This is a genomic window from Vallitalea sediminicola (genome assembly GCF_054408565.1).
In genome coordinates this window covers 64,526-87,409 of the sequence record NZ_BTPT01000004.1, presented here as the reverse complement: position 1 = coordinate 87,409, position 22,884 = coordinate 64,526, and the positions used below count along the sequence as shown (strand labels likewise).

At 29.3% G+C, this 22,884-nt stretch carries 21 protein-coding genes; 1 reads left to right on the top strand and 20 read right to left on the bottom strand.

Annotated features, from left to right (window positions below; translation table 11 throughout):
• Nucleotides 1-130: 130 nt before the first annotated feature.
• The 20 genes from ACX6CF_RS01795 to ACX6CF_RS01700 all read right to left on the bottom strand — a co-directional run bounded on the left by ACX6CF_RS01795 (nucleotide 131) and on the right by ACX6CF_RS01700 (nucleotide 21,835).
• Complete coding sequence (locus ACX6CF_RS01795; protein ID WP_458783581.1) at nucleotides 131-1,408, bottom strand: hypothetical protein; 1,278 nt, start codon at nucleotides 1,406-1,408, stop codon at nucleotides 131-133.
• A gap of 20 nt (nucleotides 1,409-1,428) precedes the next feature.
• Nucleotides 1,429-3,441: a peptidoglycan-binding domain-containing protein gene (locus tag ACX6CF_RS01790; RefSeq protein WP_458783580.1), complete on the bottom strand. Its 2,013-nt coding sequence runs from the start codon at nucleotides 3,439-3,441 to the stop codon at nucleotides 1,429-1,431.
• A gap of 91 nt (nucleotides 3,442-3,532) precedes the next feature.
• Nucleotides 3,533-3,925 carry a hypothetical protein gene (locus tag ACX6CF_RS01785; protein ID WP_458783579.1) on the bottom strand — a complete coding sequence of 131 codons (393 nt, stop codon included), beginning with the start codon at nucleotides 3,923-3,925 and terminating at the stop codon, nucleotides 3,533-3,535.
• A 282-nt stretch (nucleotides 3,926-4,207) separates the two neighbouring features.
• Nucleotides 4,208-4,867: a hypothetical protein gene (locus ACX6CF_RS01780; protein ID WP_458783578.1), complete on the bottom strand. Its 660-nt coding sequence runs from the start codon at nucleotides 4,865-4,867 to the stop codon at nucleotides 4,208-4,210.
• Nucleotides 4,868-4,882: 15 nt separating this feature from the next.
• Entirely contained in the window at nucleotides 4,883-5,863 is a 981-nt protein-coding gene (locus tag ACX6CF_RS01775) for a hypothetical protein (protein WP_458783577.1), read from the bottom strand.
• A 207-nt stretch (nucleotides 5,864-6,070) separates the two neighbouring features.
• Entirely contained in the window at nucleotides 6,071-6,313 is a 243-nt protein-coding gene (locus tag ACX6CF_RS01770) for an Imm59 family immunity protein (RefSeq protein ID WP_458783576.1), read from the bottom strand.
• Nucleotides 6,314-6,325: 12 nt separating this feature from the next.
• A complete protein-coding gene (locus tag ACX6CF_RS01765) occupies nucleotides 6,326-8,611 on the bottom strand; it encodes a TNT domain-containing protein (protein ID WP_458783670.1) in 2,286 nt (761 codons plus the stop codon).
• Between the two features lie 83 nt (nucleotides 8,612-8,694).
• Nucleotides 8,695-9,183 (bottom strand): hypothetical protein, encoded by a 489-nt coding sequence (locus tag ACX6CF_RS01760; RefSeq protein ID WP_458783575.1) that lies wholly within the window; start codon nucleotides 9,181-9,183, stop codon nucleotides 8,695-8,697.
• Between the two features lie 149 nt (nucleotides 9,184-9,332).
• Nucleotides 9,333-9,632, bottom strand: coding sequence for a WXG100 family type VII secretion target (locus tag ACX6CF_RS01755; RefSeq protein WP_458783574.1), 300 nt, complete (start codon nucleotides 9,630-9,632; stop codon nucleotides 9,333-9,335).
• A 36-nt stretch (nucleotides 9,633-9,668) separates the two neighbouring features.
• Complete coding sequence (locus ACX6CF_RS01750; RefSeq protein WP_458783573.1) at nucleotides 9,669-9,971, bottom strand: WXG100 family type VII secretion target; 303 nt, start codon at nucleotides 9,969-9,971, stop codon at nucleotides 9,669-9,671.
• Nucleotides 9,972-10,016: 45 nt separating this feature from the next.
• The gene (locus ACX6CF_RS01745) at nucleotides 10,017-10,343 is read right to left on the bottom strand and encodes a WXG100 family type VII secretion target (protein ID WP_458783572.1); all 327 of its coding nucleotides are present in this window, start codon (nucleotides 10,341-10,343) and stop codon (nucleotides 10,017-10,019) included.
• Nucleotides 10,344-10,758: 415 nt separating this feature from the next.
• The gene (locus ACX6CF_RS01740; RefSeq protein WP_458783571.1) at nucleotides 10,759-11,400 is read right to left on the bottom strand and encodes a hypothetical protein; all 642 of its coding nucleotides are present in this window, start codon (nucleotides 11,398-11,400) and stop codon (nucleotides 10,759-10,761) included.
• The gene (locus tag ACX6CF_RS01735; protein WP_458783570.1) at nucleotides 11,393-11,632 is read right to left on the bottom strand and encodes a hypothetical protein; all 240 of its coding nucleotides are present in this window, start codon (nucleotides 11,630-11,632) and stop codon (nucleotides 11,393-11,395) included. The genes ACX6CF_RS01740 and ACX6CF_RS01735 overlap by 8 nt, the downstream gene beginning before the upstream one ends.
• 66 nt (nucleotides 11,633-11,698) lie before the next feature.
• The gene (locus ACX6CF_RS01730) at nucleotides 11,699-12,103 is read right to left on the bottom strand and encodes a hypothetical protein (RefSeq protein WP_458783569.1); all 405 of its coding nucleotides are present in this window, start codon (nucleotides 12,101-12,103) and stop codon (nucleotides 11,699-11,701) included.
• A gap of 30 nt (nucleotides 12,104-12,133) precedes the next feature.
• On the bottom strand, nucleotides 12,134-13,732 hold the full coding sequence (locus ACX6CF_RS01725) for a deaminase domain-containing protein (RefSeq protein ID WP_458783568.1): 1,599 nt from the start codon (nucleotides 13,730-13,732) through the stop codon (nucleotides 12,134-12,136).
• Entirely contained in the window at nucleotides 13,729-13,977 is a 249-nt protein-coding gene (locus tag ACX6CF_RS01720; protein ID WP_458783567.1) for a hypothetical protein, read from the bottom strand. The genes ACX6CF_RS01725 and ACX6CF_RS01720 overlap by 4 nt, the downstream gene beginning before the upstream one ends.
• A 20-nt stretch (nucleotides 13,978-13,997) precedes the next feature.
• A complete protein-coding gene (locus ACX6CF_RS01715; RefSeq protein ID WP_458783566.1) occupies nucleotides 13,998-14,813 on the bottom strand; it encodes a hypothetical protein in 816 nt (271 codons plus the stop codon).
• 19 nt (nucleotides 14,814-14,832) lie between these two features.
• Entirely contained in the window at nucleotides 14,833-15,558 is a 726-nt protein-coding gene (locus ACX6CF_RS01710) for a LytR/AlgR family response regulator transcription factor (RefSeq protein WP_458783565.1), read from the bottom strand.
• 15 nt (nucleotides 15,559-15,573) lie between these two features.
• The gene (gene essC, locus ACX6CF_RS01705; RefSeq protein WP_458783564.1) at nucleotides 15,574-20,142 is read right to left on the bottom strand and encodes a type VII secretion protein EssC; all 4,569 of its coding nucleotides are present in this window, start codon (nucleotides 20,140-20,142) and stop codon (nucleotides 15,574-15,576) included.
• A gap of 352 nt (nucleotides 20,143-20,494) precedes the next feature.
• Entirely contained in the window at nucleotides 20,495-21,835 is a 1,341-nt protein-coding gene (locus tag ACX6CF_RS01700; RefSeq protein WP_458783563.1) for a hypothetical protein, read from the bottom strand.
• 330 nt (nucleotides 21,836-22,165) lie between these two features.
• On the opposite strand from ACX6CF_RS01700, the gene ACX6CF_RS01695 reads away from it, so the two are divergent.
• Nucleotides 22,166-22,588 (top strand): sigma-70 family RNA polymerase sigma factor, encoded by a 423-nt coding sequence (locus ACX6CF_RS01695; RefSeq protein WP_458783562.1) that lies wholly within the window; start codon nucleotides 22,166-22,168, stop codon nucleotides 22,586-22,588.
• Nucleotides 22,589-22,884 lie beyond the last annotated feature (296 nt).

Here is a 22,884-nt window from a genome sequence, read left to right as displayed (position 1 = left end):
AAATGATAATGAAGTCTACTTTGAATCTGATGACGATGACATTTCCTATGATAGTGATTCTTTTGGTAATGATTAATATAGAAGGTAGAATCCTAACTTAATGATTCTACCTCAATATTAATATTTAATATCATTTTGTTAATTTAATTAATTCATCATTTATTTCAATGATTATTTCATCTGGGTCTAAATTATTATTTTTAAACAGAAATAAATTCCATGACTTATCGTTTAATGTTAAATCGGTTTTAACCCTTCTATCATATTCTTCTAAATACGCATTGACTTCTTTTTTTTCTTCATCTATAAACAATTCATATTCATTATCAAATTTTAATTCTAGGTTATCAATTTCTATAATATCATTAACGTCTAATAAATTTTCTGCATATAAGTCTATAGCATATAAATGATCAGGTTCGATAGTCATAATATCATTTAATATATTCATCTCTTTCTTATCATTTCTTAGATTAATAACTGTTTCAGTAAAATCAAAGCTATTTGTCATTTGAGGCTGAATAATAGCAATGAATTGTACATTATTTAATGAAACACCAGAGTAAATTACAGAAAAATTGCTTATGTTGTCTTCTAGAAATTGCCTTTTCTCATCTACCCATTTTCTATCAGATTCTTCTAGATCAAGACTATCAAATACTTTACCTATAATATGAGCATTTATGATATTTTCATCTGTAGGTGTCTTTTCTGCTTTTGAAGCTACTTCCGTGAATTCCTTTATTTTTTCTTTAGTTAATTTTTCTAATTCATTGGCATTTATTTTGTCATTATATTGTTGTGCACTTAATTTCCAATAACATATATCATCAATTTTCACTGTTAACGGAAATCTAGATTCTTCTGTCTCTTTTAAATCTTTTAAAGAAAGATTCAATTCTTCTGGGGTTTCTAATACAATTTCCTTGATTTTTTTATTTTCTTGTTGATCATTTTTTCCATCAGATGGTACTTTTGTATCTAAAATGTGTTTTGTATCTATTGTTAGAGTAAGAGATTTATCACCTACTATAACCCATTTACCTGAATAATCTATAATTTCTCTATCTCTATCATACTGGCTATACTGAAATTTGAAAGTACCGTTATCACTAAATGTGTACATGTCATCATATCCATCTCCTAATTGATTACTGGCATGCCACATACCTATTAATGATTTTCTATAATCAGTATTATCATCAATGGGTTCTTTTTCAACATTTTCATCATCATTGCTGTTGTTTTTAGTATTAATAACAGTTTTCTTCTGATTACTTGAAACAGCTGAATCTTCTATCTCTGTACCTTTAACTGATTTATCTCTTAAAGCAAAGTATGATACAGCTCCTCCAATTATCATAATAATAACTACACAACATATAAGCCCTCTATAGTTTTTTTTCATTTTACTCTCCTTCCAAAAATCTAGTTATGGGTATAAAATTTATACCTATTATAATATTTCTCACTCTCATATTTATCTTTAAAATAAAGACCATTACTTATAGATAAGCTTCCACCTGCTTGAGCTAGATAAACTCCTTTTTCAGAATTATAATCCCTACCATCAGGTGTAGGACGAATAACTTGAACGTGCCCTATACTAGGAGATTCATCAATACACGAAATAGTCATATATCCCTCATTAGCTCTTTTTTGAGCTTCTTCAGGGCTTATCTCTTTCCATCCATAATTTTTCCCTTGAGCATCTAACCAAATAGCTAATCTATTTGCATTTAACTCTGTGGCTGTAGCATTTTTTTCATCTTGATATAAGATATATCCTTTTTTCAAATTACGTCCTATGGCTTTTCCTGTAGCATCTTCTAAATTCCCTTTTTGATTTATTTCTACGAATCTAGGTAATTCAACACCCATTGCTATAGAAATGTCCCACGCATATATGTTACAATATGTAGCACCGCCTCTAGGTACGTACCTTGGATTAGATTCTACATTGAATTGATCTATCAATTTATTGTATGTTTCTGATGTCCTAGGTCCAGAATTATAAGTATATAATGGTTTTACTGCATTCCATGATGTAGTATCTACCATATTATAATTCGAATTAGTATTAATCTTGGTTTCTTGATTATTATTATCTATCTTGATATCTTGATTATTCTCTACCTTAGGCTGTTGATTAGTAATCTTATCTTCCCAAGGTTTTGTTTTATAATATGTAGCAAAATTTATATCCCTTTGATCTTTTTCTGTTCTATATCTATCAATATTACTCCATGTATTATATCCTGAATAAGTTGCGCTTGGAATATCTGGTTCGTTACGGCTTATTGCTTTATTATATCTATTAAGAGCAACATTTAGACCACCTCTTATATTGTATTTCCAATCATTTCGGATATGTTCAAAGTCATATTTATCACTCCAAGATTTATCATTAAGCTGCATTATCCCCCAATCGGTAGATGTTACTTGACCATTTTTATTCTTATTCTCATTTGAATTTGCTAGGTTGTTTCCTTCATATTGAGTCATTCCGCTTTCTGTCCAAGCTATTGCTAGCCCAATATCTTTTGGAAGACCTATCTCCTTACAGTACTGGTCTATATAATTTACAATTTCCTCATAACTAGGATTCCCATATTTTCTTTTATTGTTTTCAACATTTGAGCTTTCTTTTGGTTTTATTATTGGGGTTTCTTCTGGTTTTTCAATTACAATAGGATTTGCTTTAACAAATAAATACTCCCAAGTTGTTTCTCCAACTTTTCCTTGGTATTCATCAAAATTCCACAACTTATTATTTCCTTTGAATTTATTGACTACTTCTAACGTTCTATCTCCAAAATAACCGTCTTCAGCTAATGGATTTCCTCTAGAATCTGTATAGCCTAATTCATTTAATCTTTGCTGCATAAGCTTTACATACTCATTATATTTGTTATTATCATAAGTTAAAATACCTTCAAGTTTTGGCATGGAAATTAAAGTATCTTCTTGTTTTGGCTGTTTATTAGTTATGACTTCATCATTATCCTTATCAAAAAAGTCTACTAAATGCTCTATACTAGATTTTATTGTAGATTGGATTACCCCCAATATATCAGCAATTTTACTGCTCAAGCTTATATAATATTCTTCAATCTTATCTGATAAATCAATTATATCAGCTTTTGGTTCTTCATTTATCTCGTTGAAACTATCCATCAGTTTTTTTTCTACATCTGCATATGCTGTTATAGCTTTGTTAATAAACTCTGATGTTTTATTTACGCTTTTCTCTAAATAATTAATCTCTCTGCATAGATTACGGAGTTTTACATCAATATTTTGTCTATATTTAACGTCACTATCCAAACCACTTCTTATAGATATTAATTTATCACCTACATCGTTCACTTTATTTGAAATGTTTTGTATATTAGCTATTTTATCTTCTAACCCTTCCATATTTATACTTATATTATTCATACATCTTCCCCCTTATTTTATCAAATTTTTTAAATTATTTCTACATTTATCATTAATATAATTTTATAACAAATATTATATTAATGATAAACTATTCATAAATTTCTTGATATATTTCCCATATTGTTATAAAACTTTCGTTTAAATTTTTAGTTAACTCTACTAAATTTTTTCCATACTCATTAATGATATCATCAGATAGATTTTGATCATTGCTGTTAATAATATTTTTTGAAGATGTATTTTCTCTATATACCATAACAGCTTCCTCCACCATTTTTTTGGTCATATACAAGTCATCTTCTAATTGTAAAATCTCTTTGCTTAATTTATTTAGTTCACTATTAATGTTATTTAAAGTCTGATTATTAGTACTACATACAGCCAAATTTTTCTTGTCAAAACAACTTAATTTTGTAGACATAGTCTTTAATTCAATAATTTTTTCATCTATGTCCTCAACACGTTTTGTTATACTAGACATAATAATTCCTCCTTGTATTATAATAGTTGATATAATAAATTTAACTTAATGAAAAAAATATTTTCAATGAGTACTTACTATTATGGTATATATAATTTATATTTTTTTCAACAAATCCTGACGAAATGCATGATTTATGGGATGAAATGCATGGAGTTAGTTATTTGGGTTGTTTTTTGATAATTAGAAGCTTAGATATGTGTATATAAATATAACTCCTATTACTATTTTTATTTAGGAATAGGAGTTATATTATTAGCTTAAACAAACTACTGAAAATCTTTACTTTTTCAATTTAAATTTAATTACTTCCCCTGTATCCATATCTATTTTAACTTGATATTTTACATCTGATTGTTCCTTTATTGAAGAACTAACCTTAAGTATGGCATAATCATTATTTATAGATAGCGTAGCTACAGGTTCTTCATATTGAAAAATAGTATCTATCCCAATCTCATTAATACCAATCTCATATATTTCATTAATATCAAAACTTACGTTATCTAAGTCTAATTGAAGAAGTATTGTGTTTTTTGTATCATTATCATGTACAGCATCAATATAACTAATACTACTTTTTTTTGTATTAATAGTAATTTTTATAATACCATGTGGTTTTGAATTATCTACATAAGGGAATTCATAATAATACCAAATTTTTTCTGTTGTTTTTTCTTGAATTTCTTTTTTCCCTACTGACTTTATCTCAATTCCTGTTAATATTGAGTCATTACGCCATTCATCTGCTCGAGCATTTGCATAAATGAGACCATCATTTATTGAATTAATTGGCTTATCAATTATCATTTCCCTTATATCTTGAAAATCTAATGGATGATTTGATGGTTTTTCATTTAATGCTCCGCTAAAGCTATAAACTCCGATAGCAAATAATATACCTATTAAAGTGATGATTATTCCTAATATATTCTTTTTCATTTTACCCACCTATTTTTATTTATTAAATTTGCTAAATAAATCACAATATTCTTTAGTCTCTCTTCCGTATTCAGCAGCCGCATCTCCAAAACCATTATACCTAGCAAGAAGCTGTTGTAGTTGCTCATTAGTAGCAGTATCTAGATCAATACCAAGCAAAGATGCCTTATATTTTAGAACTAAACCCACATAAAATATATTTGTCTTACTGTCTTGAAGTTGATACCACATATTTTTACTATCATGCCAATCATCATAATCTAATTTTTCACCTTCTACATAATCTTTGTCTATACCCCAATTGTGTGAAGCAATAGCTGTTCTAGCAAAGATTTGTCCTAGCCCTGTAGATGAGTCTTTTCTCATTGGACCGTTAACTTTAGGCGGTCCTATTAACAACTTTTGAACCCATGTCAACTGTTGATACCGTTCAATTTCATCTTCAAATCTATAATTTTCCATAACAAATGAATCTGCTACAGCATCTCTCATATCATACATTCGTATTTCTTTTAAAAGAATTGCTTGAATCAAAGCTTTGGGAACCCCTAGCCTTCCGCTTACATATGAAATAGTATTATCATTATTTAAGACCATGTCTATGGACTTATTTGTTGAATAAAACCCTATATTTTTATTTTCTTCAATAAAATGCAAATGCTCTTTCACTAATGTCACTAATTGATTTCTAAGATCTTGTTCTGTTAACCTATTCACATTTTTATTATTGACTATGATATTATTATGTTTATCAAAAAACCTCTTCAAGTGATTAATATTTGATACTATATTTGAACGTATTCCCTCTATCAGTGTTCCTATTTTTTTACTTAATCCTATATAATATCTTTGTAAATCATCCGTTAGATTAATAATATTAGATTCTGTTTCACAGCATATATCCTTAGAACTAATTAATAGTTTTCTTTCTACATCATCATAATCTTTTATTGCTTGATCAACAAACTTTCCTGACCTATATATATTATATTTCAAATTTTCCAGTTCTCTACACAACTTTATAAGTAAACCATCTATATTTTGCCTGTATTTAACATCACTATCAATAGTACTTCTTATATTTGATAGTTCATCTTCTATATAACTTATCTTTTGAAGATAACCTTTTTAATCTACAAACCTTTACCTCCAACATATCAATTTTTACTACAATATTAGCCATCATTACTTCTCTCTCTTTTATTACAGGCTCCTTAACACTTTGTCTGCTCTTAACCTTTGGAGGAAATCTTGTAGTGCTTCACTTTCATTTTGATATAACACATCTGAAATTTGACTACATCTTTCATCAGATGTGAATACGCTCCAATCATCGTTAACTTTTCTAATACATACTTCATTTGGATAAATATCATGATCCCCAAACCAGTTATAATTAATTAGTTGTTCAACCAAAATTATTTTTTTTACTTCTTCTATAGTCATTGTATCTCTCTCCTATTTTAATTCAACTAGTATTTTCAACTCAATTAACCATTCAACAGGCATTGGCAATTCATACTGTATTCCAGTATCTACAGTAGTACCAAACCCCTTAGCAATTTTACCTTTATGAACTATTAATTTATCAAAAGTCAATTTATATTTACTCATATATGCCTCTATTTTTGCCTTTAACTTTACATCAGTAGAATTATTAAATTGTTTCTTTATGTTAGCAAAATCATTTATTACCTCATATTGATGATATTTGGACACATCTTCAATATAAGGTAATGCTCGTTGGTTATAATTATACGGTTTACCATTATCGAGCGGTGAAGTATATCTACCATTAGCTGGACCATATCTATCAATTATCTCCCCAATAGCTGGTGAGTATGAATCCTTAATTGCATTACCTGTTTCATCTAAGATATAGCCTCCCTGTGGAACCTGTTCCCAATCTATTTTTCCGTCTTTTAACACACTTGAATCCTTAGGGATTTGAACATCATCTGGCCATTTCCCAGTAGATGCAAATTCATCAGCAAGATTTGTACCTTTATAATCATCAATTCCTTTTAAATATTTCCCAAGTTCATCAATATAACAAGTTGATTTCTTTAATAATTCACTTGTAAGTTTACTAGTCCTTTCAACTATTTCATCAAGCATCTTAATCTTCTCATCAGGTAAATCATCAATATCTATTTTATATATGATTCCATCTGGTGTTACTACTTCAAAATACTCTTTTGTTCTAGTAATGCTCCTAATAAGGTCTGGTAAATCATCTAACTTAGCAGTTATTATCTTGTTGATTCGTTTTGTCGCCTGCATTACTCCTTTTATTGCTTTTTTGAATCCACCACTTTTAATAAATTTAACTATACTGGCTGCGGTCTCTCCACCTTCAATTGCTGCACATAGGACTTCCCCTATTATACTACCTATCATAGCTCCTTTATCAAAAGGTTCAGCCTCATTATATGTAGTCTTCCATTCCTCTATAGCCTGAGTTATCATCATTTTCAATGCATCCTGGTATTCGTCATATACTACAGCTTTTGCCATAAATGCTGCAAAAACCTTAAGTTGGCCAGGATCTTTTATAATGCTATATATCCCTTCTATAGTATCAATAACTGTTTTTAATGGCGCTACAGATAATCCCCAAAAAATCCCTACACGAAATTCTTGTCCCTGCTCTTTTGCACTAGAACCATATGTAAGTCTAGCCCACGTATAGAAGTTATTCCTTTTTACTTCTTCAGGAAAGTTCCAATGATTAATTTCATTTAGTGCATCTAATGGATAATAATATTTAGCATAATATTCATAGGCTGCTAAACTTCCGTATTTATTTTCATTAGTAATTATACAAAGTTTATCATCTTTAAGTGGAATAGGAGGAATGTTTTCATAATATTCTTCAGGTAATAGATTAGCAACAAATTCAAAGGTACTATAGTCATTCTCTGTCATATTAGCCCAATGTAACAGAGTCTTCAATTTATATTCTTTTGGTAAAGCTTCGTAAGTAAAGATTAAATTATTTCCTCTATGGTATTCCTCGAATCCAAGTAGGAATTTGTAAACTGCTTCATCCAGATCTTCATCTATATTTGAATTATAATTGCCATTATTGTCTGTTAGGTTTACTTCAAACCCTTTGTAATTCTTCAGAATATTTTCTAGTGATTTTTTAAAGTCTATAATATCTTTTGATTTGATTTCTTCAGCTACTTTGTCTTGATAAATATTCTTCTCCAGTACTAATCCATCAAAGTCAAGAAATTCAACTTTATTTTCATAATTGAATTTATTATAACTTAAATTAATATAGTTGTCAGTATTATTCATAACCTTTTTGCTAGAGAAAAAGTCACTAAGATTTTTAATAGTAGTACAAAGCCCTTCAATGAATCCAAAGAGCCCTATTTTAGATAAGAAATTAAATCCTTTTAGTATAGGATTCTCATGGTTAGTTTTATTTTCTATTTTTATAGGTTGAGTCGCATTATTAAGATTACAGGCAAGACATTTCAATTCTCTTTCTGTTTGTTCATACCTATCTTTTGTATTCTTAACAAAATTACTCAATTCATATAAATTACTAGCAATTTCATCTAATTCTTTTTGTATATGTAACATTTTGCTGTTAATACCTTTTTGATATTTTACATCTCCATCTAAAGAGTATTTTAACGAGCGAAATGAATCTTCAATATCTGATACATTGTATGAACATCTTTTCAGACTATGTTCATTTTCACCCAAATTCCTAGTTTCTATTGACATATTACCCAAAAGCAATCACCTCATAAACCCCTATGGAACAAAACAGGATAATTTCTAGCTTTTAAGTTAATGTGATTTATATCTTATTTTTTCCATGTTCTTATAAAAATATTTTTTCCTTCTTCTATAACCCCTTTAGTTACTTTTGACACTGTAATTTGTTCTTTTTTTGGTAACGGGCATGGTTTGATAGTTTTTATTATGTTTAAGTTAATAGTATTAGTTATATCTTTAGTTTTTCCTACTAATAGACTTGCTGTTCTTTGCTTATCTACATATTCATTCTGTCCATAATGTTGATATAACTTATTAATCTTTTCCTCAGATTTTCTATACTCGTTACATGAATATACAAGTAACTCCTCATAATTCTTAGTTTTAAAAATTATTTTACTAAGATTTTCATCTACTTCCCTCATCAAATTATTAATATTACCTCTACTAACAATTTCATCATCTAGATTATTCTTAGTTGTTTCATGATCATAAGCTATTAACTTAATCGTTCTCTGTATATCATTAATTTTTTCTGCTAAAATGCTCATATGTTGTAGTTGAGCTGTTATTTGCAACCATGCCACCACCTTAATTTGGACAAAATATAGGACTGCCAAAATTAATCTATAATTTAGCTAAATAAACGGGTAAGGGTGTGAAAATTAAAATATGGATAAATATTTTATAGCTAAATTATATTTTGGCAGTCCTTATAAACATTTTATTATGAGAATAAATCTACAGTTGCTGTTTTAATAGCAGATTCTGCTGAAGTATAATCTGTAGCAGCATTTGTTAAAAATTTCTGATACGAAACTATAACCTCCGAATATTGTTTAAATTCATTATTTAATTGATCAAATTTTGATACAAATTGATTTGATGCATCGCTTTGCCATTCATCTTGCAAATTATGCATTAATCTAGTTATGTCTGCCATAATATCTATGAATCTTTCATTAATAGTTCCTATTGTACCTGCTTTATCATTTAATAATTGAGTAGTAACTTGAAATGATGCCATATGTATCCTTCCTTCCATTGTAATTATTTTTATTATTTATTTAGCTAATCTTTTAGCATTACTGACAATATTACCTTCAGTCTCTCTATATACCTTTGCGGCTTTCAATAAGAACTCAGCATAATTATTAAGAACTTGTTGTAAACTCCTAAATTTAGGTTCAAAAGCAGTGATTTGAGTTACATAAGTTGTATTACCATCACCTTTCCATTGACTAGATAGGCTTTCTACTTCACTAATTAATTTTTTATATAATGTTTCATATTCCTCCACTTTAGTTGTTACATTTTTTGATTGTGTTACTAATGTTTGTGGTGTTACACTAATTGATTTTGCCATAATATAAACCTCCTTTTAAATATAAGCAATCCTGAGTTACTTTTTTTAATCATAATAGTCTGATTGTCGTTCTAACCAATCGTAATAATCTTCAAGCCTTCTATCATCTTCTCGTTTAATGTCATATGCAACATCAGATATTCTAGTTGCTATATCAGATATTTTTCGGGATGTAGACTTTATGTCTCCTTCTAGCATCTCCCCTTGACCAATAAATTCTCTGGATGCCTCACCTTTCCATATGTACACTATATCGTTGATGATATTATTTAAATCTCTTGACTCATTCGTTAAATCATTGGACAATTGTCTTATTTTTTTTACTTGTCTCATAACATGTGAATAATTGATTCTTCTTCTAGGTCGGACCATTTTTTTCCTCCCTTTGCAATACTTTACTTATCAATATATTGATTTGTTTTTATTATGTTTTGTTACAAGTAATATGATATAGAAAAATTAAAATATTTTCAACAAATCCTGACGAACGACACGTTTAATGGGATGAAATGCATTCAAAAGTAAAAACAACCAAAAAAAAGCACAACTTCTTGTGCAATATTTACAATAGAAATATGTCGTATTTTGTAATCTATTTGCTATGAATATGACGTTAATTATTAAGAAAATATATACTTAAAGCAATAACTCAAATAAATGATATGTTTATAAAGATGGAATTTGATAACTTATTCCAATCATTAAAGTGAAGAACTGAACTCCTAAAATAAGTGCAGGCATGAATTTTACATATTTACAAAATTCAAACCTGCACTCATTTAATTACCTAAGATATCTTGTTATCCTCTATTACCATTTCAATTTGGTATTTATTTATGTAATAATGATTAATAATATATTTTATACCCATACCCATTAATATAGACAATATCAATGATATAAAACCAAGAAGTAAAATAGCTTGGTCATTGGATATATTATCTTTTAAACTTCTTCCCACAAGTATACCCATAAGAGGAGCTACCAATATGAAGGTCAATCCACTTTTATTTTTTTTAGGATTATTTTGATTCACCTTTTTAATATAGCTAATAGAGTATACTGTCATAAAAGTTATATAGATAATCAAGATAAGAAAAATTTCAATTATAGTTATTCGTCTATTAATTGAAAATACTTTAAAAACTCCTAACAAACATTCAATGGATACTATAAGTAGATTAGTACCAATATATAATATAAACTGCTGTATAAGATTATTTTTTATAATCTTATTTCCCCAAACAATCATACCAACTATTGTAATAGCAAACAGAGGAAATGTAATATAATTATAGATTCCAAAAATTGCTGGTAAAAAACCAAAGAAAATAATTAAAAACCATTCGTCTTTTATCATTTTGCTTGAGTAAGGTTTTTCTTTCATAAAATCTTTCATATTCTTTTCTATTATTGATTGATTATCCATTTTTACCTCCAACTATAAAGCCATCCATTGTATCTAATCCTTCCTCTTTATAGATTTCAGCTAAAAATAAATATATACAAATTTTTTCTACACCAGTATATCCTTTACCATGTTCATACTCATTTAAAACTGTTGGAATTGCTTGTGCCTCTGTAAAGTTCATTTTTTTATAAAATGTTTCAAAATCTTCTCTTACACATTCTCTCAATTCTTCATATTCAAATATCATCACTTCTATCATCCTTGCTTTATTCAGCATAAACTATTTAAGCTAATATTAGAAATAATCTATTAATAATTATGGTTTAAGATTAAGAATATACTCTATACGTGATTTTGTATCAAAAGTTGTTTCTATAATTCTATAATCCTTTTTTCCCATTATCTTTTTACATATATTTACATCTTGAATTAATTGCTCTTTATCATTTTTATTAATGTTATCTTCGTAACTAATTATTTTCATAATAATATTGAGTTTATCATATATATAATCTGGTATTTCTTTTAATTTAAAGCACTCAATTGCTATTAAAATATAGTAAGCTGTCTTAGTAAATTTATTATAATTTAATTCTCTCCAATCTTCTTCTAAAATTTTTGCTACTGATTGAGATACCGTAAATCCGTCTTCTTCAATATATTCCTCAAAACTATAAATAATTGAGTCTTTAATATCATCATAAGTAATATTATTATTCATAAGAACACAACCTTTCTATAATCATAACCTCTATGGCATAACTGTATTATTTGTAAAGATATTTAAAGTTATATTAGGATACCTTTTTCTAAACTCCAATATAATATTTGTGCAACTCTGACAAGTATCTAATTCAGTAAAAAGATTAATTTCTCCTTTAATACTTAAGTCTTTTATTTGTGTAGCTATATCTTCGAGAATCTTTGCCTCTGTATCATTATATCTAGGAAATCCATCCTCTACATAATTTTTAAATATACGCAGATTTGCTTTGGGGGTATATGAAAAATCTATAATATCAGCCCCTAGACTTTCTGCTGAATGTATCTGACTATGAGCATTAAATTGTTTTTTTATACCCTCTATCTTAACATCAGCTGTTGCAACATTACCTTTGTGAAGAGAATTTAATTTTCTATCTATTTTTTTCCTTTGAGTATTAGATAAATTCTTATACTTATCAGAATTCCTAAATGCATTTATAGAATCGGATACTTTATTTCTTATGGTTCTGGTCTTATCTTTTAATACTTTCCCAAGAGAATTATTAATTTCCTCTACTAACTCTTCATCCTTATCAGTAGAATTCAATGCATTAATAATGAACTGTTCATCTGCATCAGTAGAACCTAAAGTACTATTATAATCAGCTATCATTTCTTTTAGCATGCCATGAGATGCTAAACCTGATGCCACCTTGTAACCATATATGGATACTCCTTCTAGAAATACTCCTAAACTATACAAACCATAAAATACAACAGCAGTATATGTAATCGGTTTAACTATACCAATTAAATCATCAGGTATTCCATCATTAACTTCCAGTGCAAAATCGGCATTGCTTTTTACCGTTCCCCATATATTTCCTTTAGGCTTATCTGTTTTTTCCCAACTAGACCATTCATGTTTATAATACTGAATTTCTTTTCTTTCAAGTAACTTATATAATTCTTCCCTAAGCTCTCTCTTATGTTGCTTTTCTTTCTGTGTATAACCTGGTATACCTGTTACATACTCTTTGGCTCCATGTGGATCCATGCTATATAGAAATTGTAATTCCTCTACTGTTAAATCCAATTCTCTATTTTGTACGGCATGTCCTAGAGCCGTAGCTGATGAGGATTCTGCCAATCTTTTTGCTGCTTCTACACTTCTGGCACCATACCCACCGTGTACTAAATTACGGCTGGCTTCATATGTATCCTCGCCAACATATTTCCATATTACATTTTTATCTGTGAATAGTATATCATTGTTTTCCAGTATTTGTACATTAGCTCCTAGCCTTTCTGCTACTCTTGATTGTATTATGTTTTTATTTTTTGTTATATAAACGCTATCTCCATATGCATCAATCAAATCTACCATAGCTGATAGTCTAGAAAATTCATAGATATCGTAAGGGGTTATAGCTTGTCCTGTTTTCTCTTTGTATAAGAGTTCATTTTTTTTAACATATATCTTATAATGTTCCCATACACCAGTTTTTTCATAACTACCTTCTGCTACTCCTGTGGTCATTTCTCCTGTGTCTAATTCTTTTAGTTTTCTAAATAATGCTTTGATTTTTGCATCAGCTATGTATTTGGTACTAGACCATTCATTTAATTTGCTTACATTAATCAAACCATCAATAACTTACTTCCATCTTTAATTCCTGCCTCTTCAATAGACAGATTTGAACCTATTTCTTCACCTTTATCTATATAACACAACATTAAACTTTCACTATCAAAACTAATTCCTTCAAGATTAACTACAACACCTGTCATTAACTGCTTAGCAACATTCACCTTCATAACCATCGGTAATAAAAATTCATATTTTTTATTAATTGCAGGTACTATAACCTCTACGTTTATTTTATCCAATTACATTACCCCCTTAATAATTATTGGTAGATTTTTTTTAATTCCTTTATCTGATTATCAACATGTTTCTTAATACTTTCCAAATCACTGATGCTTATTATGACATTGTCTTTATCAGAAGTTATATTACTTGTTTTCCACAAATATTTATCTCCACCTAGAATATAAAAAGTCGAGATACCATCTATTTTTTTATTACTTAACTTCATTAAAAAAGTCATTATGTATTTTTTCTTATTACCAAAAGCTTCATAAAAATCTGTTGCTGTATCTTTGCTACATCCTATATTAATCAGTCTATCTATCGCTTTTTCTTTAGACTCTTCTATAAGTGTAACTAGTTCTTGGAATTCATCATAAGTAACTTCAAAAGAAAAATTCTCTACCTCGTAATTATTGTAAACGTGGTAACACTCCTTAATATTATCAATAACCTTTTCAATATTTCTCATTGGTGTTAGGGCATATGTATTTTTCATTAATCTATCTTCATCTAATTCAACAGCATGTTCTTTGGATATATAATAGCACCTTGAAAATGTTTTATCTCCTATTCCTTTACCATTACATTTGAGAAATACCTCTGGTTTACAACAATGGCTGATCATTTCATATAGATCATCATCTATTGTTATACTTCCATCAATATCTATTTCAATGTATTTTTTATTCTCTAACTGTTCTTTAACTCTATCCCATTCTTCTTGTATCTCTTCTTGACTTAATTTATGTGTATCATCTTCTACTCCATAAATGTTCTCTGCACCTGTTAGAGCAGCCAAAAAAGCAAATTCCCGTAATGTAAGTACGAATCCTGCTTCACCTATTTTGGGCATTGATTTTCCTCCTTACTTTTTATAGATTTAATCTTTTCTTTAATGTATTTTTATAAGTACGGGATATATCTATCTTCCCACCATTCTTCATTTCTAGAATCATTTCTGTAAAAAAAACTTTTTTGATGTTGTCCACATTTACAAGATAGCTTCTATGACAACGTATAAATTGGTCATTCAGTCGTTTAACTAATTCTGATAAACTATCATAATATCCTATTCTCTGATTAGGTGTGTGGATGTAAACTTTTTTTTGAAAAGCTTCAAAGTACAAGATACGTCTATATTCCAAATGATATATAGAAGATCCAACATTAACATGAAATACATCATCATTTTCCCCTTGCAGATTCAGATAATCTCTATATATATCCCCAATCAAAATTTGCATATCATCTTGTATCATAGGCTTTTTAAAAAAACCAGATGGTCTTATAAGCCCTGTCATTACGTTATATACTGAATCTGTACGCTTAGTATTAAATACTATATAGGCATTTCTATCTTTTTCTCTTATCTGTTTAGCTAACTTGATGCCAACTAAATGATTATTATTATAATCAACATCTATGATATAGATAGAAATACCATCATCCAATTCTAAATAATCTAATACCTGTTTTATTTTAGTGGTTAATAATGATATTTTCATGTTATACCCAGTTTGATCTATAATGTTTTGTATCTGTTTTTTTAATCTTTCCATATATAATATTGAGCTATCACACAAAACAACTTTCACCACAAAGCTTCACCTCCATCATAATTGAGGTGTTTTTATGGTTACATAATCGCTTCTGTTTATCAGATATCCAAAACCAGGATTTAGTGTTAAGCTTCTTTGCTTATAGTCCATTTGAACATCAAATACATTCTGAGAATCCATTTTACCTCCAAGAAGAATACCGTTCATTCCTTTAAACACATTATTATATAGCGGATGACCTGTATGTGGTGATAGTGTATTAGTATCAGCTGTAAATATAAAACATACTTCTAAGCCCATACCGCTTCTTACAATATTTTCTACTAATTTCAGAGAGTCATCAGATATCATCTCAAAGAATTCATTATAATCATCTATGAGTATTATGATTCTCTGGTATTTTTTCATATACTCTTGTTCTTTGACTACTTGTTCATCTTCTTCACGGAACGCTTTCAGATCTTTGAATCTTACTTTCATCTCTTCAACTAGACCACCAATAAAACTATCAAAATCCTCAGTAGTGTTAACATAACCATCAGCTTGATATCTTGACGAAGCTTTTTGTAGATTCTTTCCATTCTCTACAACAAATACTTTCCAATCTAACTTGGATGCTATAGTGTTCAATAGAGATTTTAACAGATTCGTCTTACCAGTCATTTCATATCCTAATATTAAATATGAACTTAGACCTGTAAAATCTACAGCTACTATCTCTGCTTCATCAATATCATAACCTATTGGTATCATTCCATTTTCTATAAATTCTTTTGAATCCTCATGTTCCAATAAATGGTCTATAGTTAATTTTTCAGGAACAAATGGAATAGGTTTAGCCTTATTTCCTATCCAGCTTTCATCCATTTTCATGAATAAATCTCTCAGCTTTTGAACTCTTTCAGCTTCATTTACTGATTTACATGCTAATGCTGTCTGGAATTCCAATGGAGTCTCGACTCTAAATAATCCACGTCCTTTTACCTGTTCTGGTTCTAATCCTCCAGTTTGTCCAACTATAGAAACATAATCATATTTATCATTAAGTTGCAATGCTACCATTAATTTTATGCTTTGAGTGATTTTAAATTTAACTGAATTAGCATTACTAGCTGTGATTACCATGTAGATACCATAATTACCACCTTCTCGTGAAAAAGTCGTAATTATACCTTCATGATCTGAATAAAGTTCATTAAAGGCCTCATAGTTGTCAAGTATTACAATCATAGCAGGTATCTTTTCTTTTGTTGCTTCCATATATGCTTTTAGTGTGCCTACACCATACTCAGAAAACTTTTTCTTTCTATTATCAAGTTCTTTTTTAAGCATTTTAAATAGTTTATCCAATTTGTCCGATTCCTCAGAGAATATAATCCCCCCTGTATGAGGTAGATATTTGTAGTATCCCATTGTCCTTCCACCAAAATCTAGAAGGTACAGATTAACAAATTCTGGTGTATACGATGTAACAAGGGAATATATCATAGTTTGTAAAAAAGTAGTCTTTCCTGTTCCAGGCGCTCCTACCAAAAGTACATGTCCCATATTCCCTATATCAAGTTTTAGAGGGAACTGATTCTGATTAGCTGGGTCATCTATTAAACCAATAGTAGGACATAACCAATGATCTACTTCCTGCCAGTCCTCACCATTCCAACCACTATCTTTATCCTCTATATCTTGTATGAAAACTTCTTCCTCTAATGGATCAAGCCATAATTTTAGAGGAGCAATACCTTCATCCTTAGCTAAGTCAGCGATATAATCCACTACTGCAGTAAGCTGAGTAGTAGAGCTCTTAACTGGCTTAGGTTTACATGAAACTGTCTGAATTGATCTTCCACAACCATCAATAAGAGATATTTGGTTGTCCTCATCATTTTCTATTTTGTCCGTAGGAATGTAAGAACCACCGCTCCATCCAGATTGAAGCAATTCAAAAATCTCATTATTACCAACCTGTACATAACATCTACCAGGCTCTTTGATATTAGCTGCTTCAGGTCTTTTTAACATTTCATTACTATCAGATTTATCAAGCACCTTGAGACATATTCTGAATCTTGTATTACTCCATATCTGGTCATCAACAACACCTGATGGTTTTTGTGTGGCAAGGATTAAATGTACTCCAAGACTTCTACCGATTCTTGCTGCACTGACTAATTCCTGCATAAATTCTGGTTGTCCAGCCTTAAGCTCGGCAAACTCATCTGATATTATGACTAAGTGTGGTAGAGGGTCACTAGCTTTCCCTTCTTTGTATAATTGCTGATATTTATCAATATGATTAACTCCATGTTCAGCAAAAACTCTTTGTCGTCTTTTTAGCTCACTCTGTAGTGATACTAATGAACGACGAATTTGATTTCCACCTAAGTTAGTAATAGTTCCTGTTATATGTGGTAATCCTATAAAACAGTTAGCCATTCCTCCACCTTTATAATCAATAAGTATAAAAGCTACATCGTGAGGATGATAATTTACTGCCATTGATAAGATATAGGATTGTATGAATTCACTTTTACCTGAACCAGTCATTCCAGCTATCAATCCGTGTGGTCCGTGATATTTTTCATGGATATTCAATAAAAATTGTGAGCCTCCAGCTTTAAGTCCTAATGGAGCTTCAAGAGTCCTATAAGATAAATTATTTTTCCATCTGCTCTTTATTGATAGATTTTCAATTCTTCCAATTTTGTACATTTCCAAGAAAGTAAGCATGGATGTTAGAGAAGCAGAAGATGCAATCTCTTTTATTTTAATTCCTGCAAGTGCTCTCGAGTATGAATCTAAATCTTTTCCTATCACAGAATCCGTATTAAATTTTATTAAACCTGTCTCTGGTTTATCTCTATTATATAGGCTACTCTCCGTTTCCTCGCATTGAATAAATGCTTTACATTCCTTTGGAAGTAGATTAAGTTTTTCATATATAAATATTGTTGAAACCCCAAGCTGCTTATTAGTATTAGTTAAATATTTCATTACTAGCTCATCTTCCACTAACTGAGGATCTGCAATATATACTAAAAAATGGGGTAAGTGCATTACCTTTTGATCTTGACCATTATCTTTACTTTCATCTCTATCACTTAGCACTTCTTTCAAACATAGGAAAACATCTCTTACCTCATCTCTCGATGAAGCTACAAAACGAAGTGCTTTTTCAGGTGCCCATACATGAGGTAACTGTTTAACCCATTCCCATTTATCTGATTCCTCAGCATTATATACACATACGATTTTCACTTCATCATAACTGTGTAATGCACTAATATGTACAATGGATGCCATAGCAGCATCAACTGTTATTTCTCTTTTCCCTATCATTCCCAACATGTTATTACTCATCATAGAAAAGGCTATAGGCATATTAGAGATTCCATCAAAATTATTTCCTATATCTTTTAATTCACCCATAAGATTGTCGTCTCTCATTGTAAAACGATCTTTTGGTTTTTTGATATTTATGATTGATGGTACTGTTCCTGTCCCTAATCTAATGTCTAAAAAATCTTTATTAGAAGGCATACGCTCCCAGAGTCTTCTATCTCTATTCGTAGCTCGACTTATCAATACAGTAGGTTCTGGATATGTACCCAAAAGAACTTTTTTGTTATAAGCTATCTTTTCTTCAAGCTTAGAATATTCATTCTGCATGTATTTCCTATAGCGCTTAATACGCTTTTTTTCTTCTTTACGCTTACTTTTTTTCTTATGTCTTCTAGACAGTATAGGCCATAATACAGCTCCAAGAAGCATAGAACCGGTCATAGCAATTCCAGGTATCACCATAAAAGGATTATTTCTGCTGGAATATACAGTAAACATCATACTTACCATCATAGCCATTGCCATAGTCATTGCAGGACCTATAGTTAATATAAGAGGCTGCTCTTTCTGATCAGGTGGTGAAGGCGGTGAATCAATATCCATAAATCCTTCTTCTAATTTCTTGATAATTCTTGGTGAACGCTGAAAATATAAATCCTCTTTTTTAGTTTTCTTTTTCTTTTTTCCAATAGTATTATCTTTAGGTTTTATAGGAATATATGGTGAAAGATTACATTGTTCTAAATGTATTGAACTATTTATGGTAATAGATTTACCTAGGTAAAACATCTTGAGCCCCATTATATGTATGAAATCTCCATAAGATAAGACTGTAGATTCTGTCATCCTACCATTAACACATAGACATTTATTACCTTTTGTACTAATGGTCGCTCTACCTTTTTCAATACTTATTACGGCATGATTAGGCTTCATATCAAAGCCGTTGTAAACAATGGTATTTTTATCAGAATTGCCTATAAGAATTTGTTTCTCATCTTCAATACTATATTTTTTGTATGTTAACTCGATATCTGTTTCCCTATCAACATAGATAGTTGCCTTTTCTTCGGTATCTGTAATGGAAACATCTATTTTATCACCAACATTTATCTGCTTTTTGGATACAACCATATCCTCAGTAGGTGCTAAAAACCATTCTCCGTTAACTATAACAACAGTAAGTAATGAAGATAATTCAATATTGCATATACTACTTTCGTGTGAAAGTATATATTCTTTTACTGTATCGTTATAATAAACATATAATATCATATCTTTCATAGAAGTAACTTCGCCTCCAAAGTACAGAATATACTCTATATATTCTTTTAATTGTGGCACACAACAAAAGAGGCTATGCCTCGTTTTGCAAAACGGCTTTGTACGATAGGAAATTTCCTATAAGCAAAAAAAATATAACTATAACCCTTATTTTTCAAAGTTATTTATTAAATAGTTATATTACTGCTGATGTCACTTATATTCTTATACATTCCGTGTCACTTCTTACGATTTACTTGTATTAAATAATTTTGTGAATTTATCTTTTGGATTTTTATAATTTTTGTGATAATAGTCACTTAATTATTTCTAGTAAAAATGTCTCTAAAAATAGTGGTCATAATTCTTTCTTTCAATGCTTGACTAACTGACTAAAAAAATTCTTGATACCCTCAAATATAGGGCTAGTGATTACTAAATAACTGAAGACTATTAGAAGAATTGCAATGAATAAAATGAATATCATATATTTCAGGAATTCTTCTTTTTCTGTAGTTTTTATCTCTACTCTTTTTAATAAAATAGGCTTATGATGTTGATTTAATTCTTTTTTTTTTAATATTGAATCTAATATACCTTTTTCTTGTTCTTTTATCTGTGGTAGCACATTACATAATATTTTTTCATATACTTTGCTAGCCTCTTCATCATCATCAAAAGGTTGTGGATTATAAGCTGCTTGGTAACAATCCAATGGTTCCATACTCCCTTTAACAAATTGAAACATATTATCTCCACAGAAACTGAACAAATACTTATTAGCATTTATCTTATTCTCGGATTTCAAAAATTCATCTAATTCATTGAGTTCCCAATCTTTTACACCGCTTACAATAATTCGTTCTTGAGCCCTCTTGAATTCTGCAACATCACACATATCATAAGGTCCCATATCTAGAACTACATAATCATAATCTCCTAGTATTAGATCAGAAACTGCAAAAGCAGGATCATAAGGATAAAAATCTATCCCCGCAAGAGAAAAAAGGTCTTTTTTTAGTTCAACATTATCATAGGAGTTTTTTATGGATTCAAAAGCATCACTCTGCTGCATTTCAACAACTGCGACTCCATTTTTATTTCTCAGTAGGAAATTACCCATGGATATAGCCGTATGAGTAGTACCAATTCTTCCAATAGTACCAGCCACAGCAATCACGATTGTTCCAACAATTTTATCTTTTTCAACTGTTATGATATCTCCTGTTTTCTTTTTACCAAATCTGCCTTCACCAGTTTTAATAAATTCTTGTTCTCTTTTATTTCGGTTGACAGCTTCTTTATCCCATTTGATGGCTTTAGCATAAGTTGAAGGATTTTCATATAATTCAACAAAACTTGATAAAATATGGCTATCTGCTTGATCTGCTTGTCCAATAATATCATAGATACCCATTGATATTAGATCATTTATAATCAAATTACCTGAAAAACTATAAGGAGCAATAATAATAATTCTGATACTTTCATTTTTCACCTGAATGCCACGAATAAATTGGGGTACTTTTCTACAATCTTCAACACATGAGATATCTAATATCAACATGTCCATATTTATTTTATCTATTATATATTTTTCTTCTAATATGTCAATATCTCTATCAATCTTTTTGAAGACGATTTCTTTACACAATTGCTCTGCTGCTTTATCTATGTCTTCCAAATATTTAGGACTTGAAATAACTGCAATCAAATCTATTCCTCCTTTCTTAAAATAATATTTGACAAAAAGATTTCTAAAAGTACAAATCACATGTCTAAAGTCAGAAATTTTTCTGCTATCATGCGTTTTTTCAAATTAATGAAGTCATTTTAACATATTATAGTTTTTTTGTAAACCAAATATATTATTTCTATGCCAAATACGACAATTAATAACTCTATATAACAATTCTAATAAATTCATTATATAAATAAACAATTAATAATTCAACAAAATGCGACATTTATATATACTAATAGATGTATTGAATAACATATAAATAATTTTCAATTAATAAAAACAATAAAAGGAGTGTTAACCATGATACAAAAAAAAGACATGGACAAAAATGAAGGTATTTCAAAGGAACTATTAAACATTATTGACTTAGAGGACAAAAATGAAATGAATCAAAAAAGAAGATATTATAGACATAATATATCTTATGAGCATTTACAAGAACAACATTTTTATTATGATACAAATACATTAAATACAAACGATAAAATTATTGACTCATTATTAGATTTCTCAGAAACAATAGAAAATACTAACTTATACGATGCTTTTAAAAAACTAAAACCTTGCGACATAAAAATTATTAAAATGAGATATGTGAATCAACTGAGTTTTAAAGAAATTGCCGAACAATTAGACATGAAAGAGGATACTGTTGGAAAAAGGCACAGAAGGGCATTAGATAAGCTCAGAAAAGATATTATTAAAACTAAAAATATAAAATAATATAAATTATTTTAAAATTTTGTCCGATTTTGTCTTTTTCTACGGCTATATTATAAGGGGGATTTTTACCCTTTTATAAGCCATGTGCAATTTTACTGTACATTGACAATTATATATTTGTGGTATTTTTAGGTACGTAACTCTTTTGAAACAGCGGCTTGAACCATGCGCCATAATTGGAATTATTATATTCCATAGCGATCAATCTTGGCTTTAACATTTCTTTGGTAAAGAAATTCGCAATGACCCAAAAGAGGTATAATGATACTTCTATCCAGTCTTAACTCATCGTATAG

Bases quoted from the DNA above. Each gene is read 5' to 3' on its own strand.
- ACX6CF_RS01730 (WP_458783569.1), bottom strand. From the start codon at position 12,103: ATGAATAATAATATTACTTATGATGATATTAAAGACTCAATTATTTAT.
- ACX6CF_RS01755 (WP_458783574.1), bottom strand. From the start codon at position 9,632: ATGGCATCATTTCAAGTTACTACTCAATTATTAAATGATAAAGCAGGT.
- essC (WP_458783564.1), bottom strand. From the start codon at position 20,142: ATGAAAGATATGATATTATATGTTTATTATAACGATACAGTAAAAGAA.
- ACX6CF_RS01770 (WP_458783576.1), bottom strand. From the start codon at position 6,313: ATGACTATAGAAGAAGTAAAAAAAATAATTTTGGTTGAACAACTAATT.
- ACX6CF_RS01780 (WP_458783578.1), bottom strand. From the start codon at position 4,867: ATGAAAAAGAATATATTAGGAATAATCATCACTTTAATAGGTATATTA.
- ACX6CF_RS01795 (WP_458783581.1), bottom strand. From the start codon at position 1,408: ATGAAAAAAAACTATAGAGGGCTTATATGTTGTGTAGTTATTATTATG.
- ACX6CF_RS01765 (WP_458783670.1), bottom strand. From the start codon at position 8,611: ATGTCAATAGAAACTAGGAATTTGGGTGAAAATGAACATAGTCTGAAA.
- ACX6CF_RS01785 (WP_458783579.1), bottom strand. From the start codon at position 3,925: ATGTCTAGTATAACAAAACGTGTTGAGGACATAGATGAAAAAATTATT.
- ACX6CF_RS01715 (WP_458783566.1), bottom strand. From the start codon at position 14,813: ATGCCCAAAATAGGTGAAGCAGGATTCGTACTTACATTACGGGAATTT.
- ACX6CF_RS01740 (WP_458783571.1), bottom strand. From the start codon at position 11,400: ATGGATAATCAATCAATAATAGAAAAGAATATGAAAGATTTTATGAAA.
- ACX6CF_RS01695 (WP_458783562.1), top strand. From the start codon at position 22,166: ATGATACAAAAAAAAGACATGGACAAAAATGAAGGTATTTCAAAGGAA.
- ACX6CF_RS01750 (WP_458783573.1), bottom strand. From the start codon at position 9,971: ATGGCAAAATCAATTAGTGTAACACCACAAACATTAGTAACACAATCA.
- ACX6CF_RS01790 (WP_458783580.1), bottom strand. From the start codon at position 3,441: ATGAATAATATAAGTATAAATATGGAAGGGTTAGAAGATAAAATAGCT.
- ACX6CF_RS01745 (WP_458783572.1), bottom strand. From the start codon at position 10,343: ATGGTCCGACCTAGAAGAAGAATCAATTATTCACATGTTATGAGACAA.